Raw genomic sequence first — 25842 nt, forward strand, 5'->3', positions numbered from 1 at the left:
GGGCATGCGCCGCCGGCGCCTCCTCGAACGGGAAGCGGGAATCGATGATCGGCCGCACCGTGCCGTCGGCGAAGTGCGGCCAGACATGCCGCCGCAGCGCCTCCGCGATGGCGCCCTTGAAGGCGGTGTCGCGGGGCCGCAGGGTCGACCCGGTCACGGTCAGGCGCTTCACCATCAGGGACAGGAAATCGACCTCCGCCTTGGATCCGCCCAGGAAGGCGATCAGCACCAGCCGTCCCTCCGGTGCCAGGATCGACAGCTCGCGCGGGATATAGTCGCCGCCCACCATGTCCAGCACCAGGTCGACGCCGCGATCGCCGGTAGCCTCCTTGATCGCGGCGACGAAATCCTCGCTGCGGTAGTTGATGCCGCGCTTCGCGCCCAGCTCCTCGCAGAAGCGGCATTTCTCCTCGGTGCCGGCCGTGGCGAAGACCTCCGCGCCGATCAGCCCGGCAAGCTGGATCGCCGCCGTGCCGATGCCACTGGCGCCGCCCTGCACCAGAACCTTCTCGCCGCGCATCATGCGGCCGCGGTCGACCATGTTGGTCCAGACCGTGAACCAGTTCTCGGGCAGGCCCGCGGCATCCTCCAGGTCCACGCCGTCGGGCACCGGCAGGCATTGCGGTGCCGGTGCGGCGCAATACTCGGCATAGCCCCCGCCGGCCACCAGGGCACAGACCCGGTCGCCGATCTGCCAGTCGCCGGCATCCGGCCCGCAGGCGACGATCTCGCCAGAGACCTCCAGGCCCGGGATATCGGGCGCGCCGGGCGGCGGCGGATACTTGCCCAGCCGCTGCATCACGTCGGGCCTGTTCACACCCGCGGCGGCGACCTTGATCAGGACCTCGCCGCGTGCGGGCGGCACCACCGGCCGCTCCGCGACCTTGAGGCCTTCCGGCCCGCCGAAGCTGGCGATCTCGACCACGCGCATGCGCTCCGGCAGGGCGGTTGCCGTCTGGGTCATAGCTGGGATCTCCCTATCTGATGGCGCCGCGGGCCGGCCGCCTTCGTGCAACCGCGGATGCGTTGCGCTACTCTCCATCCATGGCGCGGTCCCGGACCTGTTTGCTGGACGGATCGCGGATATCTTGTCAATGGCCAGGGCCGCCGGCCAGCCACAGCTGCGGTCCTGCCGGTGACGGTGCGGAGGTGATGGTGATCGACGAGGAAGACAAGGGTCCCGTTACGCCGGCGCATCAGAAGACGCTGGACGGCATGTCCGTGGCCGAGCTCGAGGCGCATATCTCCCAGCTCAGGCTCGAGCTGGAGGAGGCCCGCAAGGCCGTGGAGATGAAGAAGCAGTACCGCTCCAGCCTGGACGACCTGTTCAGCAGCTGAGCGCGCGCGCCGGGACGGCCGGCGGCAGCTTCCGCCATCCTGCAGCGGTGCGGCGCCGGCAGATGCCTCGAAATTCGTTAAAATTGGGCGGATCTGCAACCTGCGGCTTGACAGCGCATCCCCGCCGGCAAATGATGGTGCGTCACGAAAGTCTGACAGGTTGAGGCAAAAAATACTGAGGGGCCGGCTCGTAGTCGAGGCGGCCCCTTTTTTATGTGCTCGGGCATGTCGACGGACGAAGCCGAGTAATCGGCTGTACCGGCGCCTGTGAACGGCATTTTGAGATCGCAACACAGGCCAGCGATCCTTTCACGGATGCACTGTCGTCCTGTGCGGCCTTTGGCTATTCTCCCCGCGACAGCGGCGGTCATTGCGGCCGCTCCGCGGGAGGAACTGCAATATGAGCCAAGGCGCACGCGGCACGCCCTTCGACCTGCTGCCCGATACGCTCGCCGTCCATGCCGGCCAGCGGCCCGACCCACAGCACGGTGCGCGGGCGGTGCCGATCTACCAGACCACGTCCTACGTCTTTCCCGATGCCGATCACGCGGCGCAGCTGTTCGACCTGCGCATCGGCGGGCATATCTATTCGCGGATCTCCAACCCGACGGTTGCCGTCCTGGAAGAACGCCTGGCCGCGTTGGAAGGCGGGGTCGGCGGGGTCTGCACAGCCTCCGGCCAGGCGGCGCTGCACCTCGCGATCACCACCCTGATGGGCCAGGGCAGCCATATCGTTGCCTCGCGCTCGCTCTACGGCGGCTCCTACAACCTGCTGCAGCACACCCTGCCGCGCTTCGGCATCACCGCCAGCTTCGTCGATCCGCGGGAACCGCAGGCCTTCGCCCGGGCGATCCGGCCGGAAACCCGCCTGCTGTTCGGCGAGGTGATCGGCAATCCCGGCATGGAGGTCCTGGACGTGGCGGCGGTGGCGGATGTCGCCCATGCGCAGGGACTGCCGCTGATGATCGATTCCACCTTCACCCCGCCGGTGCTGTGCCGGCCGCTGGACCACGGCGCCGACCTGGTGATGCATTCGGTCACCAAGTTCATCGGCGGCCATGGCGTGGCGATCGGCGGCGCGGTGATCGACGGCGGACGCTTCGACTGGGCGGCAAGCGGCCGCTTTCCCACCATCACCGAGGATTGCGCCGCCTATAACGGCCTGAACTTCCTGGGGGAATTCGGGCCGGCCGCCTTCGTGATGCGGGCCCGCGCGGAAGGCCTGCGCGATTTCGGCGCCGCGATGTCGCCGGCCAATGCCTTCTACCTGCTGCAGGGGGTGGAGACCCTGCACCTGCGGATGGCGCGGCATGTCGCCAATGCCGGGGCGGTGGCCGCGTTCCTCCAGGCGCAGGACGGGGTCGACCGGGTCTCCTATCCCGGCCTGGCGGAACATCCCGACCATGACCTGGCGATGCGCCTGATGCCGGACGGCTGCGGCGCGGTGCTGACCTTCGACCTGGCGGGGGGCCGGGCGGCGGGCGCGGCCTTCATCGCCGGCCTGCAGCTCTGCTCCCATTTGGCGAATATCGGCGATGCCAAGACCCTGGTGATCCACCCGGCCTCCACCACCCACCAGCAGATGAGCGCGGCGGAACTGCGTGCCGCCAATGTCGGGCCGGGGCTGATCCGCATCTCGGTCGGGATCGAGGATCCGAAGGACATCATCGCCGACCTGAAACGGGGGCTGGCCGCCGCCCGTCGCGCGGCACCGGCCGCGGCCGCGGAATGAGCGCGCTGGGGCTTTCGGTCGGCGGCGTGCCGGCCTTCGTCTCGCTCGCCGGGCCGCAGCCCGCGTCCGACCGGCCCCCCCTGGTGCTGCTGCATGGCGCCGGCGGTGACCATACCGCCTGGTTCCAGGTCTCCCGCGCGCTGGCGGCGGACGGCACCACGGTGCTGGCCCCCGATCTGCCGGGCAATGGCCGTTCCGCCGGCCGCATGCCCGCCTCGATCCCGGCGCTGGCGGACTGGCTGTGGCAGGCGCTCGACGCGGCCGGGGCAAGCCGGGTGGTGCTGGCCGGGCACAGCCTGGGCAGCCTTCTGGCGCTGGAAGCGGCCGGCCGGGCACCCGACAGGGTCGCCGGACTGGCTCTGCTGGCGACGGCGCTGCCGATGGCGGTGAGCCCGGACCTGCTGGCGACGGCGCAGGCGGACCCACCGGCGGCCGGCGCCCTGATGACCCGCTGGGCGCATGGCGACGGCATCCGCACCGGCGGCAGCCTGGTGCCGGGGCTGTGGACCACGGTGCTGGACTATACGGTGATTGCCGCCACCCGCGACGGCGCCCTGCATGCCGCGCTTCAGGCCTGTGCGGACTATCCGGAAGGCGATGGGCTGGCGGCCGCGGCGCGGATATCGGCGCCGGCCCTGCTGCTGCTGGGGGCGGAGGACAAAATGACCCCGCCGCGCGCCGCCAGGAAGCTTGCCGCGGCCCTGCCGCAGGCCGAAACCGTCACCATCGCCGATTGCGGGCACATGATGATGGTGGAACAGCCGGCGGCAGTGCGTCGGGGGCTGCGCGACCTGCTGGCGCGCGCGGCGGCACCGGCCTGAGGGATCAGCTGCGGGTGCGGCCGATCAGGTCGTGCACGAAGGCGATCTTCTCCTCCGCCGGCGGCGACAGGACGAAGGGATAGAGGTCGGCCTGGCCCATGCTGCGGTTCAGCGAATTGACCGCGAAGGTCAGCGGCAGCCAGGTCTCCTTGATCCGGGCGAAGTCCGCCTCCCGGTAGGGGTCGAAGCTGGCGGCGGCGCTGAGGTCCGGGCTGGCGCCGGCCTTCGGCCGCACCCGCAGGCCGAAGGCATAGGCCGTCTCCAGGGTGTCGACCATGTGCAGGTAATGGGCCCAGGTCTCCGCCCAGTCCTCCCACGGATGGCTGGAGGCGTAGGCGGAGACGAAGCGCGCCGGCCAGTCCGCCGGCGGCCCCTGCTCGTAGTGGCGCTCCAGCGCCGCGCCGTAATCCTCCCGCTCGTCGCCGAACAGGGCGCGGCAGCTTTCCAGGTAGGCGGGGTCGCGGACCACCAGCCGTTCCCAATAGTAGTGCCCGACCTCGTGCCGGAAATGGCCCAGGACGGTGCGATAGGGCTCCGCCATGGACTGCCGGAATTCCTCCCGCTTCGCCGGATCGGCCTCGGCGATGTTGATGGTGATCAGACCCTCGGCATGGCCGGTCATCACCTGCGGCCCCTCGCGGAAGCCGGTCACCGCATCGGCGAGGAAGTCGAACGCCAGGCCCTGCTCGGGCGCATCCGCCTTGCTCTCCACCGGCAGGCCGAAGCGCAGCAGCGAATAGACCAGCCGCCGCTTGCCGCCCTCCAGCACCCGCCAGAGCTGCTGATGATCGGGATTGGAGAGGTCCGGCACGGTGCGGTTCAGGCAGCAGGCAGTGCAGTAATCGCCTTCCGCCTCCGCCGGCACCAGCCAGTTGCAGCCGCCCGGCTCCCGGTTCGCGCAGCTGCGGAACAGGCTGTCATCGTCCAGCGGCTGCAGCCGGCCGTCATCGGCCGGGTCCAGGGCCACCAGGGCACGCCGGTCGCTGCGGAAGCCCAGGGCGCGGCCGCAGACTTCGCAGGTGGTGTTCTCGAAATAGATGGCGTTGCCGCAGCCTTCGCATTCGAAGAGCTTCATGGGACGGACTTTCGGTCTTGCCTCAGGCGGGATTGCCCAGGGAGATCTGGCTGGCTCGGGGCCGCGGCAGTAACGCCGCCCCGGCGTTTCGGTTCCGGACTGCTGCGAGCATGAAAAATAGGGGCATGAAAAAGGGGCAGGCAACGATGTTGCCCGCCCCGATCGATCAGGGGAGGGACCGCCGGCGGCGCCGGCGGTCACGGATTGCTTGCCGCAGCAATCTCCCCGTTCGTCAGGCCCGGCCTCAGGCGGCCTGCGCCTCGACCTGGCGCACGCCCTTCGGCGCGCCGGACGTGATCTCGATGCTGCGCGGCTTCTTTTCTTCCGGAATGACGCGCTGCAGGGAAATCACGAGCAGGCCGTTCTCGAGGCCGGCGCCCTGCACCTTGATCGTGTCGGCCAGTTCGAAGCGGCGCTCGAAGGCGCGCCGGGCGATGCCGCGGTGCAGGTACTGCACCTCTCCGTTCTCACCCTCCTCGGCCTTGGCCTGGCCGGTGATGACGAGGGTGTTTTCCTTCACCGTGACGTCCAGCTCATCCTCGGCAAAGCCGGCGACAGCCATCGTGATGCGATAGGCATCCTCGCCGAGCTTCTCGATATTGTAGGGGGGATAGCCGGGATTGGCGTCGACCTGGGTGGCGAAATCCATCAGCCGGTTCAGCCGGTCGAAACCCACGGTGGAACGCATCAGGGGCGCAAAATCATAGGCACGCATGGTTACATCCTCCATTGAGCAATGTGCGCGTTCGCCGGGCGCCCGGAGGCACCCGCTATGTACCGACCCGCCATCTGGCCGGGCCGTTCCTGGTCGCCGGACCCCGTTGGGGCGTCCGACAGACTGGATGTAGGAAACGCGGTTTGCCGTTCAAGACCCCTGGGCGACGGTTTGCGCAAGGGCTGGAGGCAGGGGCTGGAGGAAGAACCGGAAGCGCCGGGTAGGCGGGCGCCGGTCAGTCCTTCTTGCGCATCCCCAGGCCCTTGAAGCGCTGGTTGAAGCGCGCCACCCGTCCGCCTTCCTTGTTGAGGCGGGTCGGGCCGCCGGTCCAGGCCGGATGCGAACTCGGGTCGATGTCCAGGATCAGCGTCTCCCCCTCCGCGCCCCAGGTGGAGCGGGTCTGGTAGGTCGTGCCGTCGGTCATCTGAACCGTGATGGCGTGATAGTCGGGATGGATGTCTTTCTTCATGGCGGTTCCTGTCCGCAGCCGGCGCGCGGCGCGTCCGCGGCTGCCGAAATGTCCTGAATGCCGGATGAGCCGCGCCTTATACAGAATGCCGCATCGCCGCGCAACGGCGCTGCGACATCACAGACCCCCGGCAAGGCCCTGCGGCGCTTGCCGTGCCTTGTCAAAACCGGATAGTGCAGGTCTTCAGGTCCGGCCGCGCCCGCCCGGGCGGCAACCGGCCCCCCCGTTCCTGCCTTTTCGCCACCCGCCCGATACCGCCACGGATCCCTCTGACCACAGATGACCTCATGAGTCGTTCCAGCGCCAGCACCTCCATCGACGACGGCGCCCGCCGGACGCCGGATACCGCGCCGGATGCCGCGCTTGGGACGATGGCGGAGAAGGGTGCCTTCGCCGACGGCGCGGCCGGTGCCGCGCCGGACAATGACGGCGCGGCGGCGCCCGCCGGCCGGGCGCGGGGGCGCGATCCGCGGGCGCTGGCCGACCTGCTGCCCTATCTGCGCCCCTATCGCGGCCGCGCGCTGGGCGCACTGGCGGCTCTGACGGTCGCCTCCGGCGCGGTGCTGGCGATCGGGCAGGCGATCCGGCGGGTGATCGACTATGGCTTCGACGAAAGCCAGCGCGGCCTGCTGGACTATTATTTCGCGGGCATGTTCGGCGTGATCCTGCTGCTCGCCGCGGCGACCTTCGCCCGCTACTACCTGGTCACCTGGCTGGGCGAGCGGGTCGTCGCCGACCTGCGGCGCGCGGTCTATGGCCATGTCCTGAAGCTCAGCCCGCCCTTCTTCGAGGTGACCCGGCCGGGCGAGGTGCTGTCGCGGCTGACCACCGATACCGAGATCATCCAGACCGTCGTCGGCTCCAGCGCCTCGGTGGCGCTGCGCAACCTGCTGCTGCTGGTCGGCGGCGCGGTGCTGATGGTGGTGACCAGCCCGATGGCGGCGCTGGTCATGGTCGCCATCGTGCCCTTCGTGGTCCTGCCGCTGGTGCTGTTCGGGCGCCGGGTGCGCGGGCTCAGCCGGCAGAGCCAGGACCGCATCGCCGACATCTCCGCCTATGCCGGGGAAAGCTTCCACGCGATCCAGGAGGTGCAGGCCAATGCCCATGAGGGCATCGACCGGGAGCGCTTCGCCGGCCGGGTGGAAGGTGCCTTCGCCACCGGCATGAAGCGGGTGCAGGCGCGCGCCTGGCTGACCGCCCTGGTGATGCTGCTCGCCTTCGGCGCGGTGAACGCGATGATGTGGCTGGGCAGCCGCGCGGTGCTGGACGGCGACGTCTCCGCCGGGCAGCTGACCGCCTTCGTCTTCTACGCGGTCGTCGTCTCCGCCGCGCTGGCGGCGCTGAGCGAGGTCTGGGGCGACCTGCAGCGGGCCGCCGGCGCGGTCGAGCGGCTGATGGAACTGCTGCGCACCGAGCCGGAAATCGCCGCGCCGGCGGATCCCGTCGACCTGCCGGGTGCCGTCGCCGATACCGGCGAGCCGATGGCGCTGGGCGTCACCTTCCAGGACGTGACCTTCCGCTACCCCACCCGGCCCGAGCTGCCGGCGCTGGAGGAAATCGACCTCGACATCCGGCCGGGCGAACGGGTGGCCCTGGTCGGCCCGTCGGGCGCCGGCAAGTCGACCCTGTTCCAGCTGCTGCTGCGGTTCCGCGATCCCGATGCCGGGCGGGTGCTGCTGCACGGCGTGGACATCGCGAAGGCCGACCCGCAGGCGCTGCGGGCGCGGCTGGGCATGGTGGCGCAGGATCCGGCGATTTTTGCCGCCAGCGCGCGGGAGAATATCCGCTACGGCCGCCCGGACGCGACCGACGCGGAGGTGGAGCAGGCGGCGGAGGCCGCGGCGGCAGCGGACTTCATCCGCGACCTGCCGCAGGGCTACGAGACCTTCCTGGGCGAGCGCGGCGTGCGGCTCAGCGGCGGCCAGCGGCAGCGCATCGCGATCGCCCGGGCGATCCTGCGCAACCCCTCGGTGCTGCTGCTGGACGAGGCGACCTCGGCGCTGGATTCCGAAAGCGAGCGCAAGGTGCAGGCGGCGATGCAGGGCCTGATGCAGGGCCGCACCACCCTGATCATCGCGCATCGCCTGGCGACGGTGCTGCGCTGCGACCGCATCGTGGTGCTGGACCGCGGCCGCATCGTCGCGGTCGGGCCGCATCACGAACTGCTGCAGCGCGGCGGCCTCTATGCCCGGCTGGCGGAGCTGCAGTTCGCGGAAGGCGCCGCGGCGCTGCGGTCCGGCACCGGCGGCTGAGGCGCGGACAGGAAAGGCACGGCGGGTGAAGCTCCTCAACACCATCGTCAAGATCGGCATCCCGCTGCTCGTGCTCGTCGGCGCGATCTGGTCGGTCTATGTGCTCTGGTCCGCCGGCGGCTTCGACGACGAGATCGTCAGCCGCATCGACGGCCAGTGCCGCCAGGTCGCCGGCGTGACCGGGCCGGAGGACATCGTCATCGATGCCGCGGGCGGCACGGCCTACCTTTCCGGTCGCGACCTGCGCGCCGCGACGGCGGCGCGGGAGGGCAAGGGCCAGGTCATGCCCGGCGCCATCTATGCCTATGACCTGACGGCAGGTGAGGGTGCAGCACCGGTGAACCTGACGCCGGATGCCGGTGCCGCCTTCCAGCCGCACGGCCTGTCGCTGCTGCGCCAGGACGGGGTGACCTGGCTGTTCGCGGTGAACCATCCGGGCACCGGGCATGAGGTGATCCGCTACCGCCTGGCGGAGGCCGAGGGCGGCGGCCCGCGGCTGGTGGAGAGCGGCCGCTTCGAGAGCCCGCTGCTGATCAGCCCCAACGACCTGCATGCCGTCGATACGGAGCGCTTCTACGTCACCAACGATCGCGGCAGCGGCGCCCGCTTCATGCATGCGGTGGAAAGCTTCCTGCACCTGCCGCGCTCCACTGTCGTCTATCGCGACCCCGACGGCTGGCAGGTGGTGGCCGACGGCATCGTCTTCGCCAACGGCATCAACGCCACCGCCGACAATGGCCGGGTCCTGGTCGGCTCGGTGGTGGAGAAGCTGGTCTACCTGTTCGACCGCGACCCCGGCAGCGGCGCCCTCACGGAAGCCGGCCGGCTGGAGATGCCGATGGGCGTCGACAATATCGACCGCGACCCGCAGGGCCGCTTCTGGATCGCCGGCCATCCGAAGCTCTTCACCTTCGTCGCCCATGCCGGCGACCCGGCGGCGCTCAGCCCCGGCATGGTGGTGCGCACCACCCTGGCTGGCGACGGCGGCCAAACGGTGGAAGTGCTGCGCGAGGACGGCAAGCTGCTCTCCGCGATGAGCGTCGCCGCGCCCTATGCCGACCGGCTGCTGCTGGGCGGCGTGTTCGCGGACCATTTCCTGGACTGCCGCATGTCGCCGGCGGCGATGGGGCGGTAGAGAGCTCTGCATCCTTTCCGTCGCCCACGGCCTCCGAGACTGCGGGCTTCACGCATCTTCTCGCCGCTGCTCCCCGCCGCCGTCGTCCTCGGGCTCGACCCAAGGATCGTGGCAGGACGGTGAGGTTGCGCGGCTTCCCCGTCCCGTCACGATCCCCGGCTCGGGGGCCGGGGATGACGGCAACAGACGTGCAGTTCCGGGCGCCGGAATTGCGGGGAATTGCGGGGACACAATACTTTATTTTGGGGTTCGTTTGGCGCGCTTACGAAGGGTGATTGCTCCTCGACTTAGTGTTAATTTCATATCATGTCCCCGCAATTACGATTGTTAATTTCGTATTATGTCCCCGCAATTATCGTATTATGTCCCCGCAATTACGGTTTCTCCGTCGCCCCAGGCCTTGAGCCTGGGGCCCATTCCGCCAGCCATGCCGTAGCGCAAGAGGAATGGATCCCCGCTCAAGGCGGGGATGACGGTCAATGAACGATGCCCCTACCGTTCCGTCAGCTTGAACTCGATGCGGCGGTTGCGCGGGTCGGCGGAGGTGGCGTTGGTGCCGGGCAGCGGGTGGTATTCGCCGAAGCCGGCGGCGGCGAGGCGGGCCGGCGGCACGCCCTGCTCGATCAGGTAGTCGGTCACCGCCAGCGCGCGGGCGGCCGACAGGTCCCAGTTCGACCGGTAGCGCAGGTTGTTGATCGGCACCGCGTCGGTATGGCCGTCGACCCGCAGGATCCAGTTCAGGTCCGGCGGGATCGTCTTGGCGATGTCCAGCAGGGTCTCCGCCAGGGTGCGCAGCTCCCGCTTGCCCTCCGGGCCGATATCGGCGGAGCCGGAGGCGAACAGGATCTCCGACTGCAGCACGAAGCGGTCGCCCACGACCTGCACGTCGGCGCGGCGGCCCAGCGCCTCGCGCAGGCGGCCGAAGAATTCCGAACGATAGCGCGACAGTTCCTCGACCTTCGCCGCCAGGGCGCGGTTTAGGCGGCGGCCCAGATCGGCGATCTGCGCCTGCGATTCCCGGTCCTTCGCCTCGGCGGCATCCAGCGCGAGGTTGAGGCGCGCCATCTCCTGGCGCAGCACGGCGAGCTGCTGGTTCAGCAGGTCGAGCTGGCTGCGCTGGGCGTCGGTGAGCTTGCGCTCCTTCTCCAGGGCCAGCCGCTCCGACACCAGCAGCCCCTCAAGCTCGGTGGTGCGTTCCTGGGCGGCGGCGATGTCGATCTCCTGGTCGGTCATGCGGATCTCCGCCTCGGAGAGCTCCTCGCGCGCCGCCTCCAGCGCCGCCTCGCTCTGCGCGCCGGCCGCGATGCGCCGCGCCAGCGCCAACTGCAGCGCGTCGGCGCGGTCCTTCTCCGCCGCCAGTTCCGCCTCACGCGCCCGCAGGGCCGCCTCCACCCGGGCCAGCTGCGACAGCCGGGTGCGCAGCCGCGCCTCCACCGCGTCCAGCTCCGCCTGCCGCTGCTCCAGGCTGGCGCGGGCGCGCTCCAGCCGCTCGCTCTCCCGCGCCAGCGCCGCGTCGCGGCTGGCCAGGGTCGCGCCCTGTGCCGTGCTCTCCGCCTCCAGCCGGCGGCGCTCGTCGCGCAGCGAATCGATGGTGTCGCGCAGCTCGACGATCAGGTCGCGGCTCTGCGCCAGGTCCTGCTCGTTCTGCGCCAGCAGGGTCTCCGCGCTGCCCAGGCTGTCCTCCAGCATGCGGATCACGCCCGCCTGCTGGCTGGCGCGCTCTTCCGCGTCGGCCAGCTGGCTGCGCAGGGTCAGGATCGTGTCGCTGGCGCCGCGCAGGTCGGCAGTCAGCCGGTCGCGCTCGCCGATCGCCTCTTCCAGGGCACGGGAAACCTCGTCCAGCGAGGTGCGCAGGCGGCTGTTCTCCTCCCGCTCTAGGGACAGGAGGTCGGTGATCTCCGCGATCTCGCGGTTCAGCCGGTCCAGCGCCTTGTCCTTGCCGGTGATCGCCTGCGCCAGGAAGAACTGCGCCAGGACATAGACCACCAGGACGAAGACGATGACCAGCAGCAGGGTGGACAGGACATCGACGAAGCCGGGCCAGGCGTCGATCTGCCGGCGGCCTGAACGGGAGCGGCTCATGGCCTGTCCGCGCCTCGGGGCGCGGAACGGCCCCGTTGCGGTGGGGCTGGCGGCGGCGGTCGGTGCGGCATGGCGGCCCCGCCGGCGCTAGTGGTCGCGATTGCGGCGCGTCTCCTCCGCCATCGCCGCGAGGGTGCGGGCCAGCAGCTTTATCTCGGCGCGGATATCCTCGACGATCTGGGTGCGGCCGATCGCCATCTCCTCGAGCGCGCGTCCCAGATAGACGTCGATGTTACGCAGGTGGTTGCGGCTGGCCTGGTCCATGCCGCCGCCGCTGCTCTCGCCCATGCCGGCCAGGCGGGTCAGCACCGGCTTCATCTCGATCTGGTGTTCCGCCAGCTTCGCCAGCAGCGACTGCTCCGCCCGCATCTGGTCTGTCAGGGTCGACAGCCGGTCGATCAGCTTGGTGATCTGCTGGTTGGCGCCGCTGCGCCCTTCCTCGGTCCGCGCCAGGGTGCGCTGCAGCGAGTCGAGGCTGTCGGCGGTCTGCTCCAGCAGGGCCTGCACATAGGCCGGCACCGAACCCTCTGCCTCGACGATCGGGCCGCCGCCGGAGAGGCGGGTCATGCCGGACAGCCATTCCTCCAGCTCGTTGTAGAAGCGGTTCTGGGCCTGGCCGGCCTGCAGGTCCAGGAAGCCCAGGATCAGCGATCCCGCGAGGCCGAACAGGGAGGAGGCGAAGGCCGTGCCCATGCCGGACAGCGGTGCCTCCAGCCCCTGCTTCAGGCTGTCGAACAGGCCGAGCGCATCTTCGCCCTCGCCGATCTGCAGGCTGGAGATCGTGTCGCCGACCGAGCCGACGGTCTGCAGCAGGCCGTAGAAGGTGCCCAGCAGGCCGAGGAAGACCAGCAGGCCGATGAAATAGCGCGAGATCTCCCGCCCTTCGTCCAGCCGGCTGGACAGCGAATCAAGGATGCTGCGCAGGGCGAGCGCCGACAGGCTGCCGCGTCCGGCCCGGTTCTGCAGCATCCGCGCGATCGGCGCGATCAGCGGCGGCGGGTCGGGCATCGAGATGCCGCTCTGCTTTTCCGCCCGCTGGAACTGCTCCAGCCAGGTGATCTCGCGGCCCAGCATCAGCACCTGGCGGAACACCAGGACGATGCCGATCAGCAGCACGCCCAGGATCAGCGCGTTCAGCGGCACGTTCGCCTGGAAGGCATCCCACAGGACGGTATAGAGCACCGCCGCCACGGCGGCCGTGGCCACCAGGAACAGCAGCATCCGGATGATGAAGCGGGTGGGGCGGGTCATCGGGCCGCTCCTGCCGGGGCAGGCCGGGCGCCGGGATCGCTGCCGCTTGCGGCGGCCGACCCGGCCGCGCGGCGCACCCCGGAGCCTGCCGCGATCGTCATGACCGTCCGCTGACCGACACGTCGACCCGGTCGAGCGCGCCGCTGCCGGTATCGCCCAGGGCGCGCACGTCGATCCGGGTGGAGCGGATGCCCTGGTCGATCAGGTAGGACCGGACCGACAGCGCCCGCGACAGCGATAGCCGACGCGCGCTGCTGGAGGAGCCGCTGTCCGGCGCATTGGCATAGGCCCGGATCTGCAGCCGGTCGTCGGAGGACTTCATGCTGGAGGCGAGGGCCGCCAGCTTTTCCTCGCCCGACTTGCCCAGCACCGCATCGCCTGCGGGGAAGTCGATCGTCACCGTCTCGGCATCGCCCTGCGGCACCGCGGGCAGGGTGCGATCGGGCGCCGTCGCCCGCGCCGTCTGCTGCGATGCCGCCGGTGGCGCGGCAGGCTGCGGCGCGCTGGTCGCCGCGGTGGCGCTGGAAGGCGGTTCCGGAACCTTGGGCGGCTCCCGCGCAGGCGCGCTGGTGGCGGGCAGGGTCACCGAGCTGCCGGATTGCGTGCCGGAGGCGGCGGCCATGCTGTCGCCGCTCGCCGCAGCCGGCTCGGATGTTGCCGGCGCCGGGGTCGGGGTGGCGGGCGCCGGTGTGGCCGGGGCCGGTGTGGCGGCGGCGGTCCGCGTGCCGCTGTCGGTCCCGGATGCCGCACTTGCCGCTGCAGTAGAGGTGGCGGCCGGCGCGGGCTGGTTGCGGACGGTGCTGCGGAGCGCCGGGCCGGAACTGCCAGAATCGCTGCTGCCAGAATCGCTGCTGTTCGAATCACTGCTGTTCGAATCGCTGCTGCGGGCGGCGGTCTGCGTCGACGCGGCCGGCTTCGGGGCCGGCTGGGATGCAGCCTGCCGGGTTTCCGTCTGCTGGGGTTCGGCCTGCTTCGGCGGGCTCGGCGCTGGCCTGGCCACGGCCGTCGTGGCCGGCGCAGTACGGGCCGTCGTGGTGGTCCGGGTAGCTGTCGCGGTCCGGGCCGTGGCGGCGGTGCGCGGCGGCAGCTCCTGGCGCTCGACCGGCGGGCGCAGCACCGGCCGGCTGGCGGTCTGCATGCTGCCATAGCCGTCCGGCCCGGGCGGCCGCAGCACGATCGGGTCCTCGTCCCGCAGCGGCACCTCGCCGGGCAGCGGCGGACGGTTGTAGTAGTTGCCCGGCGCGCTGCCGACATAGGCCGGGCGCACCTGGACGGCGCCGCCATAGCTGCTGCCATAGGGCGTGGCACCGGCCTGTGGGGCGCCGCCGCCGATCGCGTTCAGGTTCACGATGACATTGCCGCCGGCGCTGACTGTCTGGCCGGCGACCGGCGCCCTGCCGGCGATCGCGCCTGCCGGCGGACGCAGCACCAGCGGACCGTCGCCATAGGCCTGCTGGGCGGCCGACGGCTGGGCAAGGGCGAGGAAGACGAGAAGTGCCGGCGCCGCCACCGCGGCGGCCAAACCGATCCTGTGGCGCCTCCCGGACGCCATCGCCGATTGGCCCCGTTCCGGGGCACCGCCTTGTCCGCAGGCCAGCCTGTCATCGCCCGATCCGGCGGTCATGCGCCGGAGCCGGCGGCGGTTCGTTTCGAACCGGGGATTCGCAAAACGCTTCAACGGTTTGGCGTCCTCGTCCCTGTCCGCCTCGTCCCCCAATGGATGCTGCGGACGATACCCAAGGGACCGCCCCTGCACAACAGGGCTGCCGGAAGAGCTGCCCCGGGGGGAAGCCGTCAAGGCAGTCGGGGGGACTGTCGGGTTTTCGACCTCAGGCCTGGCGCAGGCGCTCCATCAGCGGGCCGTGCAGCGCCATGTTGCTGGCCAGGATCTCGCCGCCATTGAGCATGTTCTCGCCGCCGCGCAGGTCGGTGACCATGCCGCCGGCCTCGCGCACCAGCACGATGCCCGCGGCCACGTCCCAGGGGTTCAGGCCGCGCTCCCAGAAGCCGTCATAGCGACCGGCCGCGGTATAGGCGAGATCCAGCGCGGCGGAGCCGAATCGGCGGATGCCCGCGACCTCGGTCATCAGCGATTCCAGCTCGCGCCCGAAGGCCTGCGCATCGCCATGACCGTGGAAGGGGATCCCGGTGGCCAGCAGGGCGTCGGTCATCCGGCTGCGGGACGAAACCCGCAGCCGGCGGTCGTTGAGATAGGCACCCTTGCCGCGCTCGGCCCAGAACATCTCGTCCGGGGCGGGCGCCAGGATCAGCCCGGCAATCAGCTCGCCGCGCTCCTCCACCGCGATGGAGATCGCGAAATGCGGGATGCCGTGCAGGAAGTTGGTGGTGCCGTCCAGCGGATCGACGATCCAGCGCTGGCCGGCATGATCCTGGCTCGGTACCTCGCCGCCTTCCTCCAGCAGGAAGCCGAACTTGGGGCGGGCCTTGTTCAGTTCGGCGCGCAGGATCTTCTCCGCCCGCAGGTCGGCCATGCTGACGAAATCGGCCGGCCCCTTGCGGGAAACCTGGAGGTTCTCGACCTCGCCGATGTCGCGGATCAGGCCCCGCGCGGCGGCGCGGGCGGCCTTCTCCATGACGTTGATCAGGGGCGGCTTCATCGGCATCGGAAGGGGAACCTTGTTCGAAAGTTCAGGTCGGCAAGTGTCTAAGAATGTTCGGCGAGCGCGGCGGCGATCGCTTCGACCGCAGCCGCCCCACCATCCCACAGCGCGGCATCGGGCAGGATGAAGTCGGCGCCTGCCGCGGCCAGCGCAGCGACTTCCTCCGGCCTGGCCACGCCGGCGGCGATGCAGGGCACCTCCATCAGCGGCGCCCACCAGCCGATCAGCCCGGCCAGGTCCGTGCCACCAAAGGCGACCGCGTCGGCACCGGCCTCCGCCGCCTCCATCGCCGCGTGGCGGGAGGCGCCGCAGAACGCCACCACCATGCCGTCCGGCCCCAGCGCTTCGCGCCAGCCGGCGACCTCGACGGCCGCCAGTGCCGGATCGGTCAGGTAGACCCCGTCGGCGCCGACCCGGTGCGGCGCATCCTCCGCCAGCTCCAGCAGGACCGGGACGCCGTCGGCATGGGCCGCGGCGGCGAGGGCGCGGTCCAGCCGCCCGTCGACAGACCCGGCGATCAGGCAGGACGGCGCCAGGCGCTGCAGCAATGCCGGCAGCCCGCCGCCGAGATCGGCGATCACCGCTGCCGGAAGGTGCAGGATCAGCTGCGCCGGTACCGGGCCCTCGTCCGGGCGGGGCATCGTATCGACCCCTGGCCGACGGGCCGTGCGATCAGTCCTGGCCCTTGTAGATCTTTACCAGCTCGTCGAGCATCGCGCGGGCATCGTCGCGCTGCCGCTGGAAGGTGTTGCGGCCGATGATCGAGCCGTTGCCGCCGCCGTCGCGAATCGCGCGGGCATCGTCGAACACGGCATTCTCGCCCTTCGCCGCGCCGCCGGAGAAGACCACGATGCGGCGACCGCCGAACAGCGACTGCACCACATGGGCCACCCGCGCGGCCTGGGTGGAGATGTCGATCTTTTCCTTCTCGTACACCTTCTTGGCGTCCGGGTTCTCCAGATGCGCGCTGGGCAGCTTCACCTTGATGATGTTGGCGCCCAGCAGCGCCGCCATATGGGCCGCATAGGCCACCACGTCGACCGCGGTCTCGCCGTCCTTCGACAGGTTGCCGCCGCGCGGATAGGACCAGACCACGACGGCCAGGCCGACGGCGCGCGCCTCCTCGGACAGCTCGCGCACCATCTCCATCATGTCGTAGCAGTCGTCGGAGCCGGGATAGATCGTGAAGCCGACGGCGGAGCAGCCCAGACGCAGCGCGTCCTGCACCGAAGCGGTGACCGCCTGGGTCGGGGCCTCCTTCTCGCGTGCCAGGGAATTGGCGCTGTTCATCTTCAGGATCAGCGGCACCTGGCCGGCGAAGGTGTCGGCGCCGGCCTCCAGCATGCCCAGCGGCGCCGCATAGGCGTTCAGCCCGGCATCGATCGCCATCTGGAAATGATAGTGCGGGTGATAGGCCGCCGGGTTGGGGGCGAAGCTGCGCGCAGGGCCGTGCTCGAAACCCTGGTCGACCGGCAGGATCACCATCTTGCCGGTGCCGCCCAGGCGGCCGGCCATCAGCATGCGTGCCAGGTTGGCCTTGGTGCCGGGATTGTCACCCTCGTACCAGGACAGGATCTCGCGGACCTTGCGTGTCGTCTTCATGATGTCTCCCCCTCAGGGCTCGCAATGCAAGGCGGCCGGGCCGGCCGCCGGAATCAGGTGCGCCGGATTCAGCTGTTCCGGGCGCGGGCGGCGGCCAGGGCGGCGATGCCCGGCAGCTCGCGCCCCTCCAGCCATTCCAGGAAGGCGCCGCCGGCGGTCGACAGATAGGTGAAGTCGTCGGCCGCGCCGGCAGCCGCCAGCGCCGCCAGGGTGTCGCCGCCGCCGGCAATGCTCTGCAGGCGTCCGGCCCTGGTCAGGCTTGCGGCTTCAGCCGCCACGGCATTTGTCCCGGTATCGAACGGCGGCACCTCGAAGGCGCCCAGCGGGCCGTTCCAGACCAGGGTCTTCACCTCCGCCAGCTCCGCCTTCAGGGCGGCGACCGACTGCGGGCCGATGTCCAGGATCATCGCATCCGCCGGCACCGCGTCCAGCGCCACCGCGTGGCTTGCGGCACCGGGTGCGAATTCCGTCGCCACAACCGCATCGACCGGCAGCAGGATGCGGCAGCCGGCGGCATCGGCATTGGCCAGGATCTCGCGCGCGGTATCGGCCATGTCGCGCTCGCAGAGGCTGCGGCCGATGTCATGGCCCTGCGCATAGAGGAAGGTGTTCGCCATGCCGCCGCCGATCACCAGCCGGTCGACCTTCCGCACCAGGTGCGACAGGACGGCGAGCTTGGTGGAGACCTTGGCGCCGCCGACCAGCGCCATCAGCGGCCGCTGCGGATGCTCCAGGGCGCCGATCACCGCGCGCAGTTCCGCCTCCATCAGGCGGCCGGCCGCCGCCGGCAGGCGCTCCGCCAGCGCGGCGGTGGAGGCATGGGCACGGTGCGCGGCGGAGAAGGCGTCGTTCACATAGACGTCGCCCAGGCGGGCCAGGGCATCGGCGAAGCCGGGATCGTTGGCCTCTTCCTCGGCATGGAAGCGCAGGTTCTCCAGCAGCAGGATCTCGCCGGGCGGCAGCGCCGCCACCGCCTCTTCCGCCGTCGGGCCGACGGATTCCGGGCAGAAAGCGATCCTGCGGCCCAGGCAATCCTCCATCGCGGAGAGGATGTGGCGCAGCGACATTTCCGGCACGACCTTGCCTTTCGGCCGGTCGAAATGGGACAGCAGGACGACCTTCGCGCCCTGGCCGGCCAGTTCCTCGATGGTGTCGCGGATGCGCTCGATGCGGGCCGTCTCCCGCACATGGGCGCCGTCGCGGGGGACGTTCAGGTCGACCCGGACCAGCACCCGGCGGCCGGCGATATCGAGATCGTCCAGGGTGTCGAATCCCGGGTCGATCCCGTTCCTTCTGTCAGGCGATTTGGCAGCCTGGGACATGGTCAGCGCCTCCTTGCCCTGTCGGACGGTCCGCGCCTCAGATCAGGCTGCCCATATGGGCCGCGGTGTCCAGCATCCGGTTGGAGAAGCCCCACTCGTTGTCGTACCAGCTGAGCACCCGGACCAGGCCGCCGTCGATCACCTGGGTCTCGTTCAGGTCGACGGTGGAGCTGGCCGGCACATGGTTCAGGTCGATGGAGACCAGCGGCTCGCTGGTATAGGCCAGGACACCCTTCAGCGGGCCGTCGGCCGCCTTGGTGAGGGCCGCATTGACCGTCTCCGCATCGGTCGTCCTGCCGGGCACGAAGGCCAGGTCGATCATCGACACGTTGGGCGTGGGCACCCGCACGGCGGTGCCGTCCAGCTTGCCCTTCAGCTCCGGCAGCACCAGGCCGACGGCGCGGGCGGCACCGGTGGAGGTCGGGATCATCGACATGCCGGCGGCGCGGGCGCGCTGCAGGTCCTTGTGCATGGTGTCCAGGATCGCCTGGTCGTTGGTATAGGCATGCACCGTGGTCATGAAGCCGCGCTCGATGCCGACCGCCGCGTTCAGCACCGCCGCCACCGGCGCCAGGCAGTTGGTCGTGCAGGAGGCGTTGGAAACCACCAGATGCTCCGCCGTCAGCTTCTCGTGGTTGACGCCGTAGACCACGGTCAGGTCGGCGCCGCTGGCGGGGGCGGAGACCAGCACCCGCTTGGCACCGGCCTCCAGATGGCCGGCGGCCTGCTCGCGGCTGGTGAAGCGGCCGGTGCATTCCAGCACGATGTCGACGCCCAGATCCTTCCACGGCAGGTCGGTCAGCTTCGGCACCGCGGTGACCTTCACCCAGCCCTTGCCGGTGTCCATCCGGTCGCCGTCGACCTTCACCTCGCCCGGGAAGCGGCCATGCACGCTGTCGTAGCGTAGCAGGTGGGCATTGGTCTCGATCGGGCCCAGGTCGTTCACGGCCACGACCTGCAGGTCGCTGCGGCCGGATTCCATCAGGGCGCGGTAGACCAGGCGGCCGATCCTGCCGAAGCCGTTGATCGCGATGGTGGTGGTCATGGCGGTCTCCGAATGTCCTGCGCCGGTTGCGGCTCCGGCGGTTCTTGTGGCGGTTGATCTGGTCGCGCCGGCGGCGTGCGGCGCAGGCGCCGCCGGGACCCGCGCGGCGGGCCCGTGGCGGATCTGGCGGGGCGGCCGACCGGCAGGAAGTGGCCGCTTCTTAATTGGTAACGCGCGGCCCGACAAGGCGGATCCCCGGCCGGCGCGCGGCAGCCTGCCGGCCGGGATGCCGCAGCGAACGTTCAGCCCTGTGCCGAAAGCCTCTCGCGCACGGCATCCGCCAGGGCGTCGGCGGTAATGCCGAAATGCGGATAGAGTTCCTCGTAGGGCGCCGAGGCGCCGAATCCGGTCATGCCGACGAACGGGCCGTCGCCGATCAGCCGGTCCCAGCCCATCCGGATGGCTGCCTCGACCCCGGCGCGCACGACGCCGCGGTCGCCGCTCGCCAGCACCTCGTCCCGGTAGGCCGCGTCCTGCGCCAGGAACAGCTCGTGCGAGGGGACGGAGACGACCCGGGTCGGCAGATGGTCCGCCTGCAGGATGTCGCGCGCCGCCAGCGCCAGCATCACCTCCGATCCGGAGGCGAGCAGCACCGCCCGGGCCGGACCGCCCTGCGCCTCCGCCAGGACATAGGCGCCGCGGGCGGCGGCATTCTCCTGCAGCCCTTCCGGCCGCTGCAGGGCCGGTACGCCCTGCCGGGTTGTGACCAGGACGCTGGGACCGTTGCTGCGGGTCAGCGCGACCCGCCAGCATTCCGCCGTCTCCAGCGCGTCGGCGGGGCGCAGCACGACCAGGTTCGGGATCGCGCGCAGCGCGGCCAGCTGCTCCACCGGCTGGTGGGTGGGCCCGTCCTCGCCCAGGCCGATGGAATCGTGGCTCATCACGTAGATCACCGGCTGTTCCATCAGGGCGGAGAGCCGGATCGCCGGCCGGCAATAGTCGGTGAAGACCAGGAAGCTGCCGCCAAAGGCGCGCAGGCCGCCATGCAGGCTGATGCCGTTCATGGCGGCGGCCATGCCGTGCTCGCGCACGCCGTAATGCAGATAGGTGCCGGAGAAGTCGTCGGCGGTGATCACCTTGTGGGCACCCGACTTGGTGCCGTTGGAGCCCGACAGGTCGGCGGAACCGCCGATCAGGTTCGGCATCGCCGGCACCAGGGCGTCCAGCACCTTCTTCGCAGCTTGCCGGGTGGCGAGCTTCGGCGCACTGTCGCGGAATTCCGCCGCGACCTCCGCCAGGGCGCGGTCGGCGGCGGCCGGCAGCGCACCGCCCAGGTCGAATTCGAACGCCTCCTGGCGCACCGCCGGCGCGGCCTCCATGCGGGCCTGCCAGTCGGCGCGGGCGGCCGCGCCGCGGCCGCCGATGCGGCGCCAGGCGGCCAGGATGTTCTCCGGCACGTCGAACGGCGGATGGGGCCAGTTCAGCGCCTCGCGCACGGCCCTGATCTCTTCCGCGCCCAGCGGCGCGCCATGGGCATCGGCGGTGCCGCCCTTCTTCGGCGCGCCGAAGCCGATCGTGGTGCGGCAGGCGATCAGGCTCGGCCGGTCGTCGGCGCGCGCGGCGTCCAGCGCGGCGGAGATCTCGGCCTGGTCGTGGCCGTCGACCGCCCGCACGTCCCAGCCCAGGGCGGAAAAGCGGCCCAGCTGGTCGTCGCTGACCGACAGGTCGGTGGCGCCGTCGATGGTGATCCGGTTGTCGTCCCAGAGGACGATCAGCTTGCCCAGCCGCAGATGGCCGGCCAGGGAGGCGGCCTCGTGGCTGATGCCTTCCATCAGGCAGCCGTCGCCCGCGATCACGTAGGTCCGGTGGTCGACCAGCTCGGCGCCGTAGCGGGCCGCCATCATGCGTTCCGCCATCGCCATGCCGACGGCGTTGCCCAGGCCCTGGCCCAGCGGGCCGGTTGTGGTCTCCACCCCCGCCGCGCAGCCGATCTCCGGATGGCCCGGGGTGCGCGAGCCGAGCTGGCGGAAGCGGCGGATCTCGTCGATGCCGATGTCGGGATAGCCGGTCAGGTAGAGCAGGGCGTAGAGCAGCATCGAGCCATGGCCGGCGCTGAGCACGAAACGATCGCGGTCCGGCCAGTCCGGCACCTGCGGGTCGAAGCGCAGATGGTCACGGAACAGGACGGTGGCCACGTCGGCCATGCCCATCGGCATGCCGGGATGGCCGCTCTGCGCCGCCTCCACCGCATCCATCGCCAGGACGCGGATCGCATTCGCCAGCTCGGCTTCGGTGACGGGGCTGCCGTCCGCCTCCACGGTCTCGAGATCGCCGTTTCCGGCCTTGCCGGCCTCGGCGGAAGGGGATGCGGTCCGCTGTGTCATGTTCGGGCTGCCTTGCAGGGATGGGTGTCGGATTGCCGGTCGGTGCCGTTCGGGCCGTGCGGTCGGCGTTCACTGCGCCGCGCCGGAGCATGGCGCCGGGCGGCCTGCTTTATGAACGCTGCGACGCGCAGGTCAACCGCTGCGACGCCGCGGCCTGCGCCGCCAACCGGGGCGAAGCCGGCGCCGGAGCGGGTGCCAGGCATGCCCTGCGACGATTGACCGGGGGTTATCCCTGCCAATACTCTGTGGTAGGGAAGGTGTCGAGCCGCCAGATATAGCGATCAGGGTGGCCGCCGCGGTTTCCGGCCAATGCGGCGCGAGATGCCGCCCGACGTGCGATCTGGGAGCGGCTCCGCCGGAGCGCGCCCGCTGCGGTCGCCACACCGGCCGCCGCATGCCGAGGACGAACAGACAGCCGATGGACCCGGAAACCGCCGACACGCCAGCCGATCAGGAGACAGCCGATCAGGAGACAGCCGATCCCGCTGCCGCCTGGCAGCGGCTGGATGCGGCCCTGACGGTGCTGGAGGATGCGCTGCTGGCGCAGCGCCGGCAGTCGGCAGAGGAACTGCAGGCGGTGCGCCGGGAGCTGGAGCAGGCGCGGGCGGAGAATGCGCGCCTGGCGGAAGCGCTGAAGGCGGAACAGGCCCGGGTGCAGCGGCTGGAGGACCTGACCTCCGCCGTATCGGGCCGTGTGGATTCCGCGATCGGGGAACTGGAGTCGATCCTGGAGCCGTGACGCCGCGGGCGCTGAAGGCGCCCGGCCGGCGGATGCGACAGGCACTGGACCGGCGACAGCTGCGACGGGAGAGAGATGGGCTTGCGGGGGATGGAAGGCTGCAGCGGCACCGGACCGGAAGGTCGGCCGGGCCGGAGGGGCTGCGGACGGTGAGCCAGTTTTTCTAGGAAAGTGACGGCGCGATGCAGCAACGCAGGACTGGGACCGGGCAGGTTCGGATCACGGTCAATGGCCGCAGCTACAAGATCGGCTGCGACGCGGGCGAAGAGGACCGTATCGTCGAACTGGGCCAGTACCTCGACGGCCGGGTGGCGGAACTCGCCGCCCGGGTCGGGCAGGTGGGCGACGAGCGGCTGCTGTTGATGACCGCTCTGGTCCTGGCCGACGACCTGGCGGAGGCCGTGGCCGACCTGGAGGCGGTCCGCCAGACACCGGCCCAGTCGGGATCGTCCCAGCCGGGATCGTCCCAGCCGGGATCGTCCCAGCCGGATCAGGAACGGACGACCGGTGCGACGCCGCACGACGGTGCCGGCGGCGAAGCCGGCCAGGCGAAGGTGCAGGAAGCGGCAGCGGCGGAGAGCGAGCGGGTGAATGCGCTGGCATCTCGTGTCGAAGGCATTGCCGCGCGGCTGGCGAGTGCCTAAGTTCATTGCCGGACGGGCCTACTGCCCGGTACGTGAGGTCGCTTAAATCCCTGGGGCCAATGTTCATTCTCTAGGGAGCTGTCCCTGACCGGATCGTGGTTCGGCTAGTACGGCGCCCACCTGGTTGTCCAGGCCACAGAGGATGTAGCACATACCCACGGCCATGGCGGTGCCCGTCCACTTCATAGACATGCCCGCAAGCGGGCGCGCCGGAAATCCGACCCCCGGAGATCCGACCCCCGGAGATCTGGCCCCCGGAGATCCCCCCCGATGAGCGGCGTTTCCGCCGCGAAGGCGCGGCTGCGGGTCGCGATGCATGGCCTGCGCCGGGCCGCTCATCGCCCCTGGCATGGCATTGCCGCCGCCGGTATCCTGGTCCACGAAGTCCTGGCCGCGGCTGAGATATCGCCGGGCATCGTGGCCGCCTATTGGCCGATGGCGGGCGAGGCCGATCCCCTGCCGGCGCTGCGGCGCCTCACCGACATGGGGTGGCAGACCGCCTTGCCGGATATCGTGCCGCCGGCGGCGGACGGTGCCATGCGCCACGGCCATGTCGTCTTCCGCCCCTGGCCGCTGGCCGACGGCGTGCCGCCGCCCGGCGCCTATCGCATTCCGGCGCCGCCGGCCGCCATCCCGGCGGTGCGGCCGGATCTGGTTCTGGTGCCGTTGCTGGCGGCGGACCGGCGGGGGCGGCGGCTGGGCCAGGGCGCGGGCTTCTACGACCGCTGCCTTGCGGAGCTGCGGCAGGACGGCGAACCGGTGCTGGCGGTGGGCTGGGCGATGGAGGCGCAGCTGCTGCGCCAGGTGCCGGCCGACGACCGCGACGCGCCACTGGACTGGCTGGTGACGGAGCGGCGGGCATTGCGCTGCCCGGCATAGGATTTTGGGACGAACGGTTGCCCCCATGGCGTCTGCGGCGATGGGCAGGGCGGCCGGCAGGGAATGAATCGATGAAGCTTCTGTATCTCGGCGATGTCGTCGGCCGCTCCGGCCGGGAAGGTGTGGTGGCGCGGCTGCCGGGCCTGATCGAACGCCTGGCGCCCGACTTCGTGGTCGTGAATGGCGAGAATGCCGCCGGCGGCTTCGGCATCACCGGCCGGATCTGCCAGGAACTCTACGATGCCGGCGTCGACTGCATCCTGACCGGCAACCATGTCTGGGACCAGAAGGAGACCCTGGGCTATATCGACGGCGACCCGCGCCTGCTGCGGCCGATGAACTTCCCGGCGGGCACGCCGGGACGCGGCGTGGCGGAGTTCCGCACCCGCCGGGGGGAAAAGGTCGCGGTCCTGCAGGTGATGGGACGGCTGTTCATGGAGCCGCTGGACGATCCCTTCACCGCGGTGGAGGAGGCGCTGAACCGCTATCGCCTGGGGCCGAAGGGCGGCGGCTTCGACGCCATCCTGCTGGACGTGCATGCCGAGGCCACGTCGGAAAAGATGGCGCTGGGCCACCTGGCCGACGGGCGCGCCTCGCTGGTCTGCGGCACGCATACCCATGTGCCGACGGCGGACGCGCAGATCCTGCCCGGCGGCACCGCCTACATGACCGATGCCGGCATGTGCGGCGACTACGATTCCGTCATCGGCATGGACAAGGTCGAACCGTTGCGCCGCTTCCGCCGGAAGACCCCGGGCGCCCGCTTCGAGCCGGCCGGCGGCGAGGCGACCGTCTGCGGCGTGTTCGTGGAGACCGAGCCGGGAACCGGCCTGGCCCGCAGGATCGAGCCGGTCCGCGTCGGCGGGCGCCTGTCGCAGGCGCTGCCGGGCGGCGGCGCGGCAGTTGACGCGGGCCGCGCCGCAGCCGAATAGATGCGCCTTTCGCAGGCAGGCGTGCGGGCGCCCCGGCAGATCGCCGGGCGGTTGCCCGCAGAAGGATGAAGAGCAGTCATGGCCGGTCATTCCCAGTTCAAGAACATCATGCACCGCAAGGGCGCGCAGGATGCAAAGCGCGCCAAGGTGTTCACCAAGCTGATCCGCGAGCTGACCACCGCCGCCAAGCTGGGCGGCCCGGACCCGGCGGCGAACCCGCGGCTGCGCGCGGCGGTGATCGCCGCGCGCGGCTCCAACATGCCGAAGGACACGATGGAGCGCGCGATCAACCGCGGCTCCGGCTCCGATGCGGAGAATTACGAGGAGGTGCGATACGAGGGCTATGGCCCCGGCGGCATCGCGGTGATCGTCGAGGCGCTGACCGACAACCGGAACCGCACCGCGTCGGAGGTGCGCTCCGCCTTCTCCAAGCATGGCGGGTCGCTGGGCGAGACCAACTCCGTCGCCTTCATGTTCGACCAGGTGGGCCAGGTGATCTATCCGGCCGACACCGCCGACCAGGAGGCGATGTTCGAGGCGGCGCTGGAAGCCGGCGCGACCGACTGCAGCTTCGATCCGCAGGAAGGCCACGAGGTGATCTGCGCGGCCGACGATTTCAACGAGGTCCGCGACGGGCTGGAACAGGCCTTCGGCCCGGCGAAGACCGCGCGCCTGACCTGGAAGCCGCAGAACACCGTTCCGGTGGATGACGAAAAGGCCGAATCGCTGTTCAAGATGCTGGATGTCCTGGAAGACAGCGACGATGTGCAGCAGGTCTATGCCAATTTCGAGGTCTCCGACGCCATGCTGGAGAAGCTGGCGAGCTGATCGTCGCGCCCCGGCCGGCCGCCGGGGCGTCCGCCT

At 70.7% G+C, this 25842-nt stretch carries 24 protein-coding genes and 1 other RNA gene; 11 read left to right on the forward strand and 14 right to left on the reverse strand.

The features are described from left to right. Positions 1-964 (reverse strand): NAD(P)H-quinone oxidoreductase (locus ACFOGJ_RS23740; RefSeq protein WP_379905312.1); only part of this gene is annotated, 964 nt, incomplete at its 3' end. Positions 965-1152: 188 nt separating this feature from the next. On the opposite strand from ACFOGJ_RS23740, the gene ACFOGJ_RS23745 reads away from it, so the two are divergent. The 3 genes from ACFOGJ_RS23745 (at position 1153) to ACFOGJ_RS23755 (ending at position 3891) form a co-directional block, all read left to right on the forward strand. Further along, positions 1153-1338 (forward strand): DUF1192 family protein, encoded by a 186-nt coding sequence (locus tag ACFOGJ_RS23745; protein ID WP_379905314.1) that lies wholly within the window; start codon positions 1153-1155, stop codon positions 1336-1338. A 400-nt stretch (positions 1339-1738) separates the two neighbouring features. Beyond that, positions 1739-3070: an O-acetylhomoserine aminocarboxypropyltransferase gene (locus tag ACFOGJ_RS23750; RefSeq protein ID WP_379905316.1), complete on the forward strand. Its 1332-nt coding sequence runs from the start codon at positions 1739-1741 to the stop codon at positions 3068-3070. Beyond that, the gene (locus ACFOGJ_RS23755) at positions 3067-3891 is read left to right on the forward strand and encodes an alpha/beta fold hydrolase (protein ID WP_379905318.1); all 825 of its coding nucleotides are present in this window, start codon (positions 3067-3069) and stop codon (positions 3889-3891) included. Before ACFOGJ_RS23750 ends, ACFOGJ_RS23755 begins: the two co-directional genes overlap by 4 nt. Positions 3892-3895: 4 nt before the next feature. On the opposite strand, the gene ACFOGJ_RS23760 is transcribed toward ACFOGJ_RS23755, so the two are convergent. The 3 genes from ACFOGJ_RS23760 to rpmE all read right to left on the reverse strand — a co-directional run bounded on the left by ACFOGJ_RS23760 (position 3896) and on the right by rpmE (position 6150). Continuing rightward, the gene (locus ACFOGJ_RS23760; protein WP_379905320.1) at positions 3896-4966 is read right to left on the reverse strand and encodes a zinc-binding metallopeptidase family protein; all 1071 of its coding nucleotides are present in this window, start codon (positions 4964-4966) and stop codon (positions 3896-3898) included. A 244-nt stretch (positions 4967-5210) separates the two neighbouring features. After that, positions 5211-5681 (reverse strand): Hsp20 family protein, encoded by a 471-nt coding sequence (locus ACFOGJ_RS23765; protein ID WP_379905322.1) that lies wholly within the window; start codon positions 5679-5681, stop codon positions 5211-5213. A 235-nt stretch (positions 5682-5916) separates the two neighbouring features. Continuing rightward, positions 5917-6150 carry a 50S ribosomal protein L31 gene (gene rpmE / locus ACFOGJ_RS23770; protein WP_379905324.1) on the reverse strand — a complete coding sequence of 78 codons (234 nt, stop codon included), beginning with the start codon at positions 6148-6150 and terminating at the stop codon, positions 5917-5919. A 287-nt stretch (positions 6151-6437) separates the two neighbouring features. On the opposite strand from rpmE, the gene ACFOGJ_RS23775 reads away from it, so the two are divergent. Further along, positions 6438-8402, forward strand: coding sequence for an ABC transporter transmembrane domain-containing protein (locus tag ACFOGJ_RS23775; protein WP_379905326.1), 1965 nt, complete (start codon positions 6438-6440; stop codon positions 8400-8402). Between the two features lie 25 nt (positions 8403-8427). Further along, entirely contained in the window at positions 8428-9537 is a 1110-nt protein-coding gene (locus ACFOGJ_RS23780; RefSeq protein WP_379905328.1) for a hypothetical protein, read from the forward strand. Between the two features lie 492 nt (positions 9538-10029). On the opposite strand, the gene ACFOGJ_RS23785 is transcribed toward ACFOGJ_RS23780, so the two are convergent. The 9 genes from ACFOGJ_RS23785 to tkt all read right to left on the reverse strand — a co-directional run bounded on the left by ACFOGJ_RS23785 (position 10030) and on the right by tkt (position 21784). After that, positions 10030-11619: a peptidoglycan -binding protein gene (locus tag ACFOGJ_RS23785; protein WP_379905330.1), complete on the reverse strand. Its 1590-nt coding sequence runs from the start codon at positions 11617-11619 to the stop codon at positions 10030-10032. Between the two features lie 87 nt (positions 11620-11706). After that, positions 11707-12870 carry a flagellar motor protein MotA gene (locus ACFOGJ_RS23790; RefSeq protein WP_379905331.1) on the reverse strand — a complete coding sequence of 388 codons (1164 nt, stop codon included), beginning with the start codon at positions 12868-12870 and terminating at the stop codon, positions 11707-11709. A gap of 97 nt (positions 12871-12967) precedes the next feature. Next, positions 12968-14422 (reverse strand): OmpA family protein, encoded by a 1455-nt coding sequence (locus tag ACFOGJ_RS23795; RefSeq protein ID WP_379905333.1) that lies wholly within the window; start codon positions 14420-14422, stop codon positions 12968-12970. A gap of 277 nt (positions 14423-14699) precedes the next feature. Beyond that, positions 14700-15494, reverse strand: a complete 795-nt coding sequence (locus ACFOGJ_RS23800; protein WP_379905335.1) for an inositol monophosphatase family protein — start codon at positions 15492-15494, stop codon at positions 14700-14702. A 41-nt stretch (positions 15495-15535) separates the two neighbouring features. Next, complete coding sequence (locus ACFOGJ_RS23805; protein WP_379905337.1) at positions 15536-16132, reverse strand: thiamine phosphate synthase; 597 nt, start codon at positions 16130-16132, stop codon at positions 15536-15538. A gap of 31 nt (positions 16133-16163) precedes the next feature. Then, positions 16164-17093 carry a class I fructose-bisphosphate aldolase gene (locus ACFOGJ_RS23810; RefSeq protein ID WP_379905339.1) on the reverse strand — a complete coding sequence of 310 codons (930 nt, stop codon included), beginning with the start codon at positions 17091-17093 and terminating at the stop codon, positions 16164-16166. A 68-nt stretch (positions 17094-17161) separates the two neighbouring features. After that, positions 17162-18415, reverse strand: coding sequence for a phosphoglycerate kinase (locus tag ACFOGJ_RS23815; protein WP_379905341.1), 1254 nt, complete (start codon positions 18413-18415; stop codon positions 17162-17164). Positions 18416-18452: 37 nt separating this feature from the next. Next, a complete protein-coding gene (gene gap, locus ACFOGJ_RS23820; RefSeq protein WP_379905343.1) occupies positions 18453-19460 on the reverse strand; it encodes a type I glyceraldehyde-3-phosphate dehydrogenase in 1008 nt (335 codons plus the stop codon). 242 nt (positions 19461-19702) lie between these two features. Further along, positions 19703-21784 (reverse strand): transketolase, encoded by a 2082-nt coding sequence (tkt, locus tag ACFOGJ_RS23825; protein ID WP_379905345.1) that lies wholly within the window; start codon positions 21782-21784, stop codon positions 19703-19705. A gap of 418 nt (positions 21785-22202) precedes the next feature. Here tkt and ACFOGJ_RS23830 point away from each other — a divergent pair, with 418 nt between their 5' ends. The 3 genes from ACFOGJ_RS23830 (at position 22203) to ssrS (ending at position 23342) form a co-directional block, all read left to right on the forward strand. Continuing rightward, positions 22203-22523 (forward strand): DUF4164 family protein, encoded by a 321-nt coding sequence (locus ACFOGJ_RS23830; RefSeq protein ID WP_379905347.1) that lies wholly within the window; start codon positions 22203-22205, stop codon positions 22521-22523. Between the two features lie 182 nt (positions 22524-22705). Then, a complete protein-coding gene (locus ACFOGJ_RS23835; RefSeq protein ID WP_379905348.1) occupies positions 22706-23167 on the forward strand; it encodes a cell division protein ZapA in 462 nt (153 codons plus the stop codon). 15 nt (positions 23168-23182) lie between these two features. After that, a non-coding RNA gene (gene ssrS, locus ACFOGJ_RS23840) (6S RNA) lies at positions 23183-23342 on the forward strand. 7 nt (positions 23343-23349) lie between these two features. Here the strand turns inward: ssrS and ACFOGJ_RS23845 are convergent. After that, the gene (locus tag ACFOGJ_RS23845) at positions 23350-23481 is read right to left on the reverse strand and encodes a pentapeptide repeat-containing protein (RefSeq protein ID WP_379905412.1); all 132 of its coding nucleotides are present in this window, start codon (positions 23479-23481) and stop codon (positions 23350-23352) included. On the opposite strand from ACFOGJ_RS23845, the gene ACFOGJ_RS23850 reads away from it, so the two are divergent. The 3 genes from ACFOGJ_RS23850 to ACFOGJ_RS23860 all read left to right on the forward strand — a co-directional run bounded on the left by ACFOGJ_RS23850 (position 23438) and on the right by ACFOGJ_RS23860 (position 25806). Beyond that, a complete protein-coding gene (locus tag ACFOGJ_RS23850; RefSeq protein WP_379905350.1) occupies positions 23438-24046 on the forward strand; it encodes a 5-formyltetrahydrofolate cyclo-ligase in 609 nt (202 codons plus the stop codon). The two genes, ACFOGJ_RS23845 and ACFOGJ_RS23850, sit on opposite strands and share 44 nt — an antisense overlap. Before the next feature lie 71 nt (positions 24047-24117). Beyond that, positions 24118-24978 (forward strand): TIGR00282 family metallophosphoesterase, encoded by an 861-nt coding sequence (locus tag ACFOGJ_RS23855; RefSeq protein WP_379905352.1) that lies wholly within the window; start codon positions 24118-24120, stop codon positions 24976-24978. 78 nt (positions 24979-25056) lie between these two features. Then, positions 25057-25806: a YebC/PmpR family DNA-binding transcriptional regulator gene (locus ACFOGJ_RS23860; RefSeq protein ID WP_379905354.1), complete on the forward strand. Its 750-nt coding sequence runs from the start codon at positions 25057-25059 to the stop codon at positions 25804-25806. The last annotated feature ends 36 nt before the right edge of the window (positions 25807-25842 follow it).

This window comes from Marinibaculum pumilum (assembly GCF_042646425.1).
Classification (GTDB): Bacteria; Pseudomonadota; Alphaproteobacteria; order Ferrovibrionales; family Ferrovibrionaceae; genus Marinibaculum; species Marinibaculum pumilum.

What these genes read in the sequence shown, in the direction of transcription:
- ACFOGJ_RS23745 (WP_379905314.1), top strand. Translation starts at nt 1,153, where the DNA reads ATGGTGATCGACGAGGAAGACAAGGGTCCCGTTACGCCGGCGCATCAG.
- ACFOGJ_RS23750 (WP_379905316.1), top strand. Translation starts at nt 1,739, where the DNA reads ATGAGCCAAGGCGCACGCGGCACGCCCTTCGACCTGCTGCCCGATACG.
- ACFOGJ_RS23755 (WP_379905318.1), top strand. Translation starts at nt 3,067, where the DNA reads ATGAGCGCGCTGGGGCTTTCGGTCGGCGGCGTGCCGGCCTTCGTCTCG.
- ACFOGJ_RS23760 (WP_379905320.1), bottom strand. Translation starts at nt 4,966, where the DNA reads ATGAAGCTCTTCGAATGCGAAGGCTGCGGCAACGCCATCTATTTCGAG.
- ACFOGJ_RS23765 (WP_379905322.1), bottom strand. Translation starts at nt 5,681, where the DNA reads ATGCGTGCCTATGATTTTGCGCCCCTGATGCGTTCCACCGTGGGTTTC.
- rpmE (WP_379905324.1), bottom strand. Translation starts at nt 6,150, where the DNA reads ATGAAGAAAGACATCCATCCCGACTATCACGCCATCACGGTTCAGATG.
- ACFOGJ_RS23775 (WP_379905326.1), top strand. Translation starts at nt 6,438, where the DNA reads ATGAGTCGTTCCAGCGCCAGCACCTCCATCGACGACGGCGCCCGCCGG.
- ACFOGJ_RS23785 (WP_379905330.1), bottom strand. Translation starts at nt 11,619, where the DNA reads ATGAGCCGCTCCCGTTCAGGCCGCCGGCAGATCGACGCCTGGCCCGGC.
- ACFOGJ_RS23790 (WP_379905331.1), bottom strand. Translation starts at nt 12,870, where the DNA reads ATGACCCGCCCCACCCGCTTCATCATCCGGATGCTGCTGTTCCTGGTG.
- ACFOGJ_RS23795 (WP_379905333.1), bottom strand. Translation starts at nt 14,422, where the DNA reads ATGGCGTCCGGGAGGCGCCACAGGATCGGTTTGGCCGCCGCGGTGGCG.
- ACFOGJ_RS23800 (WP_379905335.1), bottom strand. Translation starts at nt 15,494, where the DNA reads ATGCCGATGAAGCCGCCCCTGATCAACGTCATGGAGAAGGCCGCCCGC.
- ACFOGJ_RS23805 (WP_379905337.1), bottom strand. Translation starts at nt 16,132, where the DNA reads ATGCCCCGCCCGGACGAGGGCCCGGTACCGGCGCAGCTGATCCTGCAC.
- ACFOGJ_RS23810 (WP_379905339.1), bottom strand. Translation starts at nt 17,093, where the DNA reads ATGAAGACGACACGCAAGGTCCGCGAGATCCTGTCCTGGTACGAGGGT.
- ACFOGJ_RS23815 (WP_379905341.1), bottom strand. Translation starts at nt 18,415, where the DNA reads ATGTCCCAGGCTGCCAAATCGCCTGACAGAAGGAACGGGATCGACCCG.
- gap (WP_379905343.1), bottom strand. Translation starts at nt 19,460, where the DNA reads ATGACCACCACCATCGCGATCAACGGCTTCGGCAGGATCGGCCGCCTG.
- tkt (WP_379905345.1), bottom strand. Translation starts at nt 21,784, where the DNA reads ATGACACAGCGGACCGCATCCCCTTCCGCCGAGGCCGGCAAGGCCGGA.
- ACFOGJ_RS23830 (WP_379905347.1), top strand. Translation starts at nt 22,203, where the DNA reads ATGGACCCGGAAACCGCCGACACGCCAGCCGATCAGGAGACAGCCGAT.
- ACFOGJ_RS23835 (WP_379905348.1), top strand. Translation starts at nt 22,706, where the DNA reads ATGCAGCAACGCAGGACTGGGACCGGGCAGGTTCGGATCACGGTCAAT.
- ACFOGJ_RS23850 (WP_379905350.1), top strand. Translation starts at nt 23,438, where the DNA reads ATGAGCGGCGTTTCCGCCGCGAAGGCGCGGCTGCGGGTCGCGATGCAT.
- ACFOGJ_RS23855 (WP_379905352.1), top strand. Translation starts at nt 24,118, where the DNA reads ATGAAGCTTCTGTATCTCGGCGATGTCGTCGGCCGCTCCGGCCGGGAA.
- ACFOGJ_RS23860 (WP_379905354.1), top strand. Translation starts at nt 25,057, where the DNA reads ATGGCCGGTCATTCCCAGTTCAAGAACATCATGCACCGCAAGGGCGCG.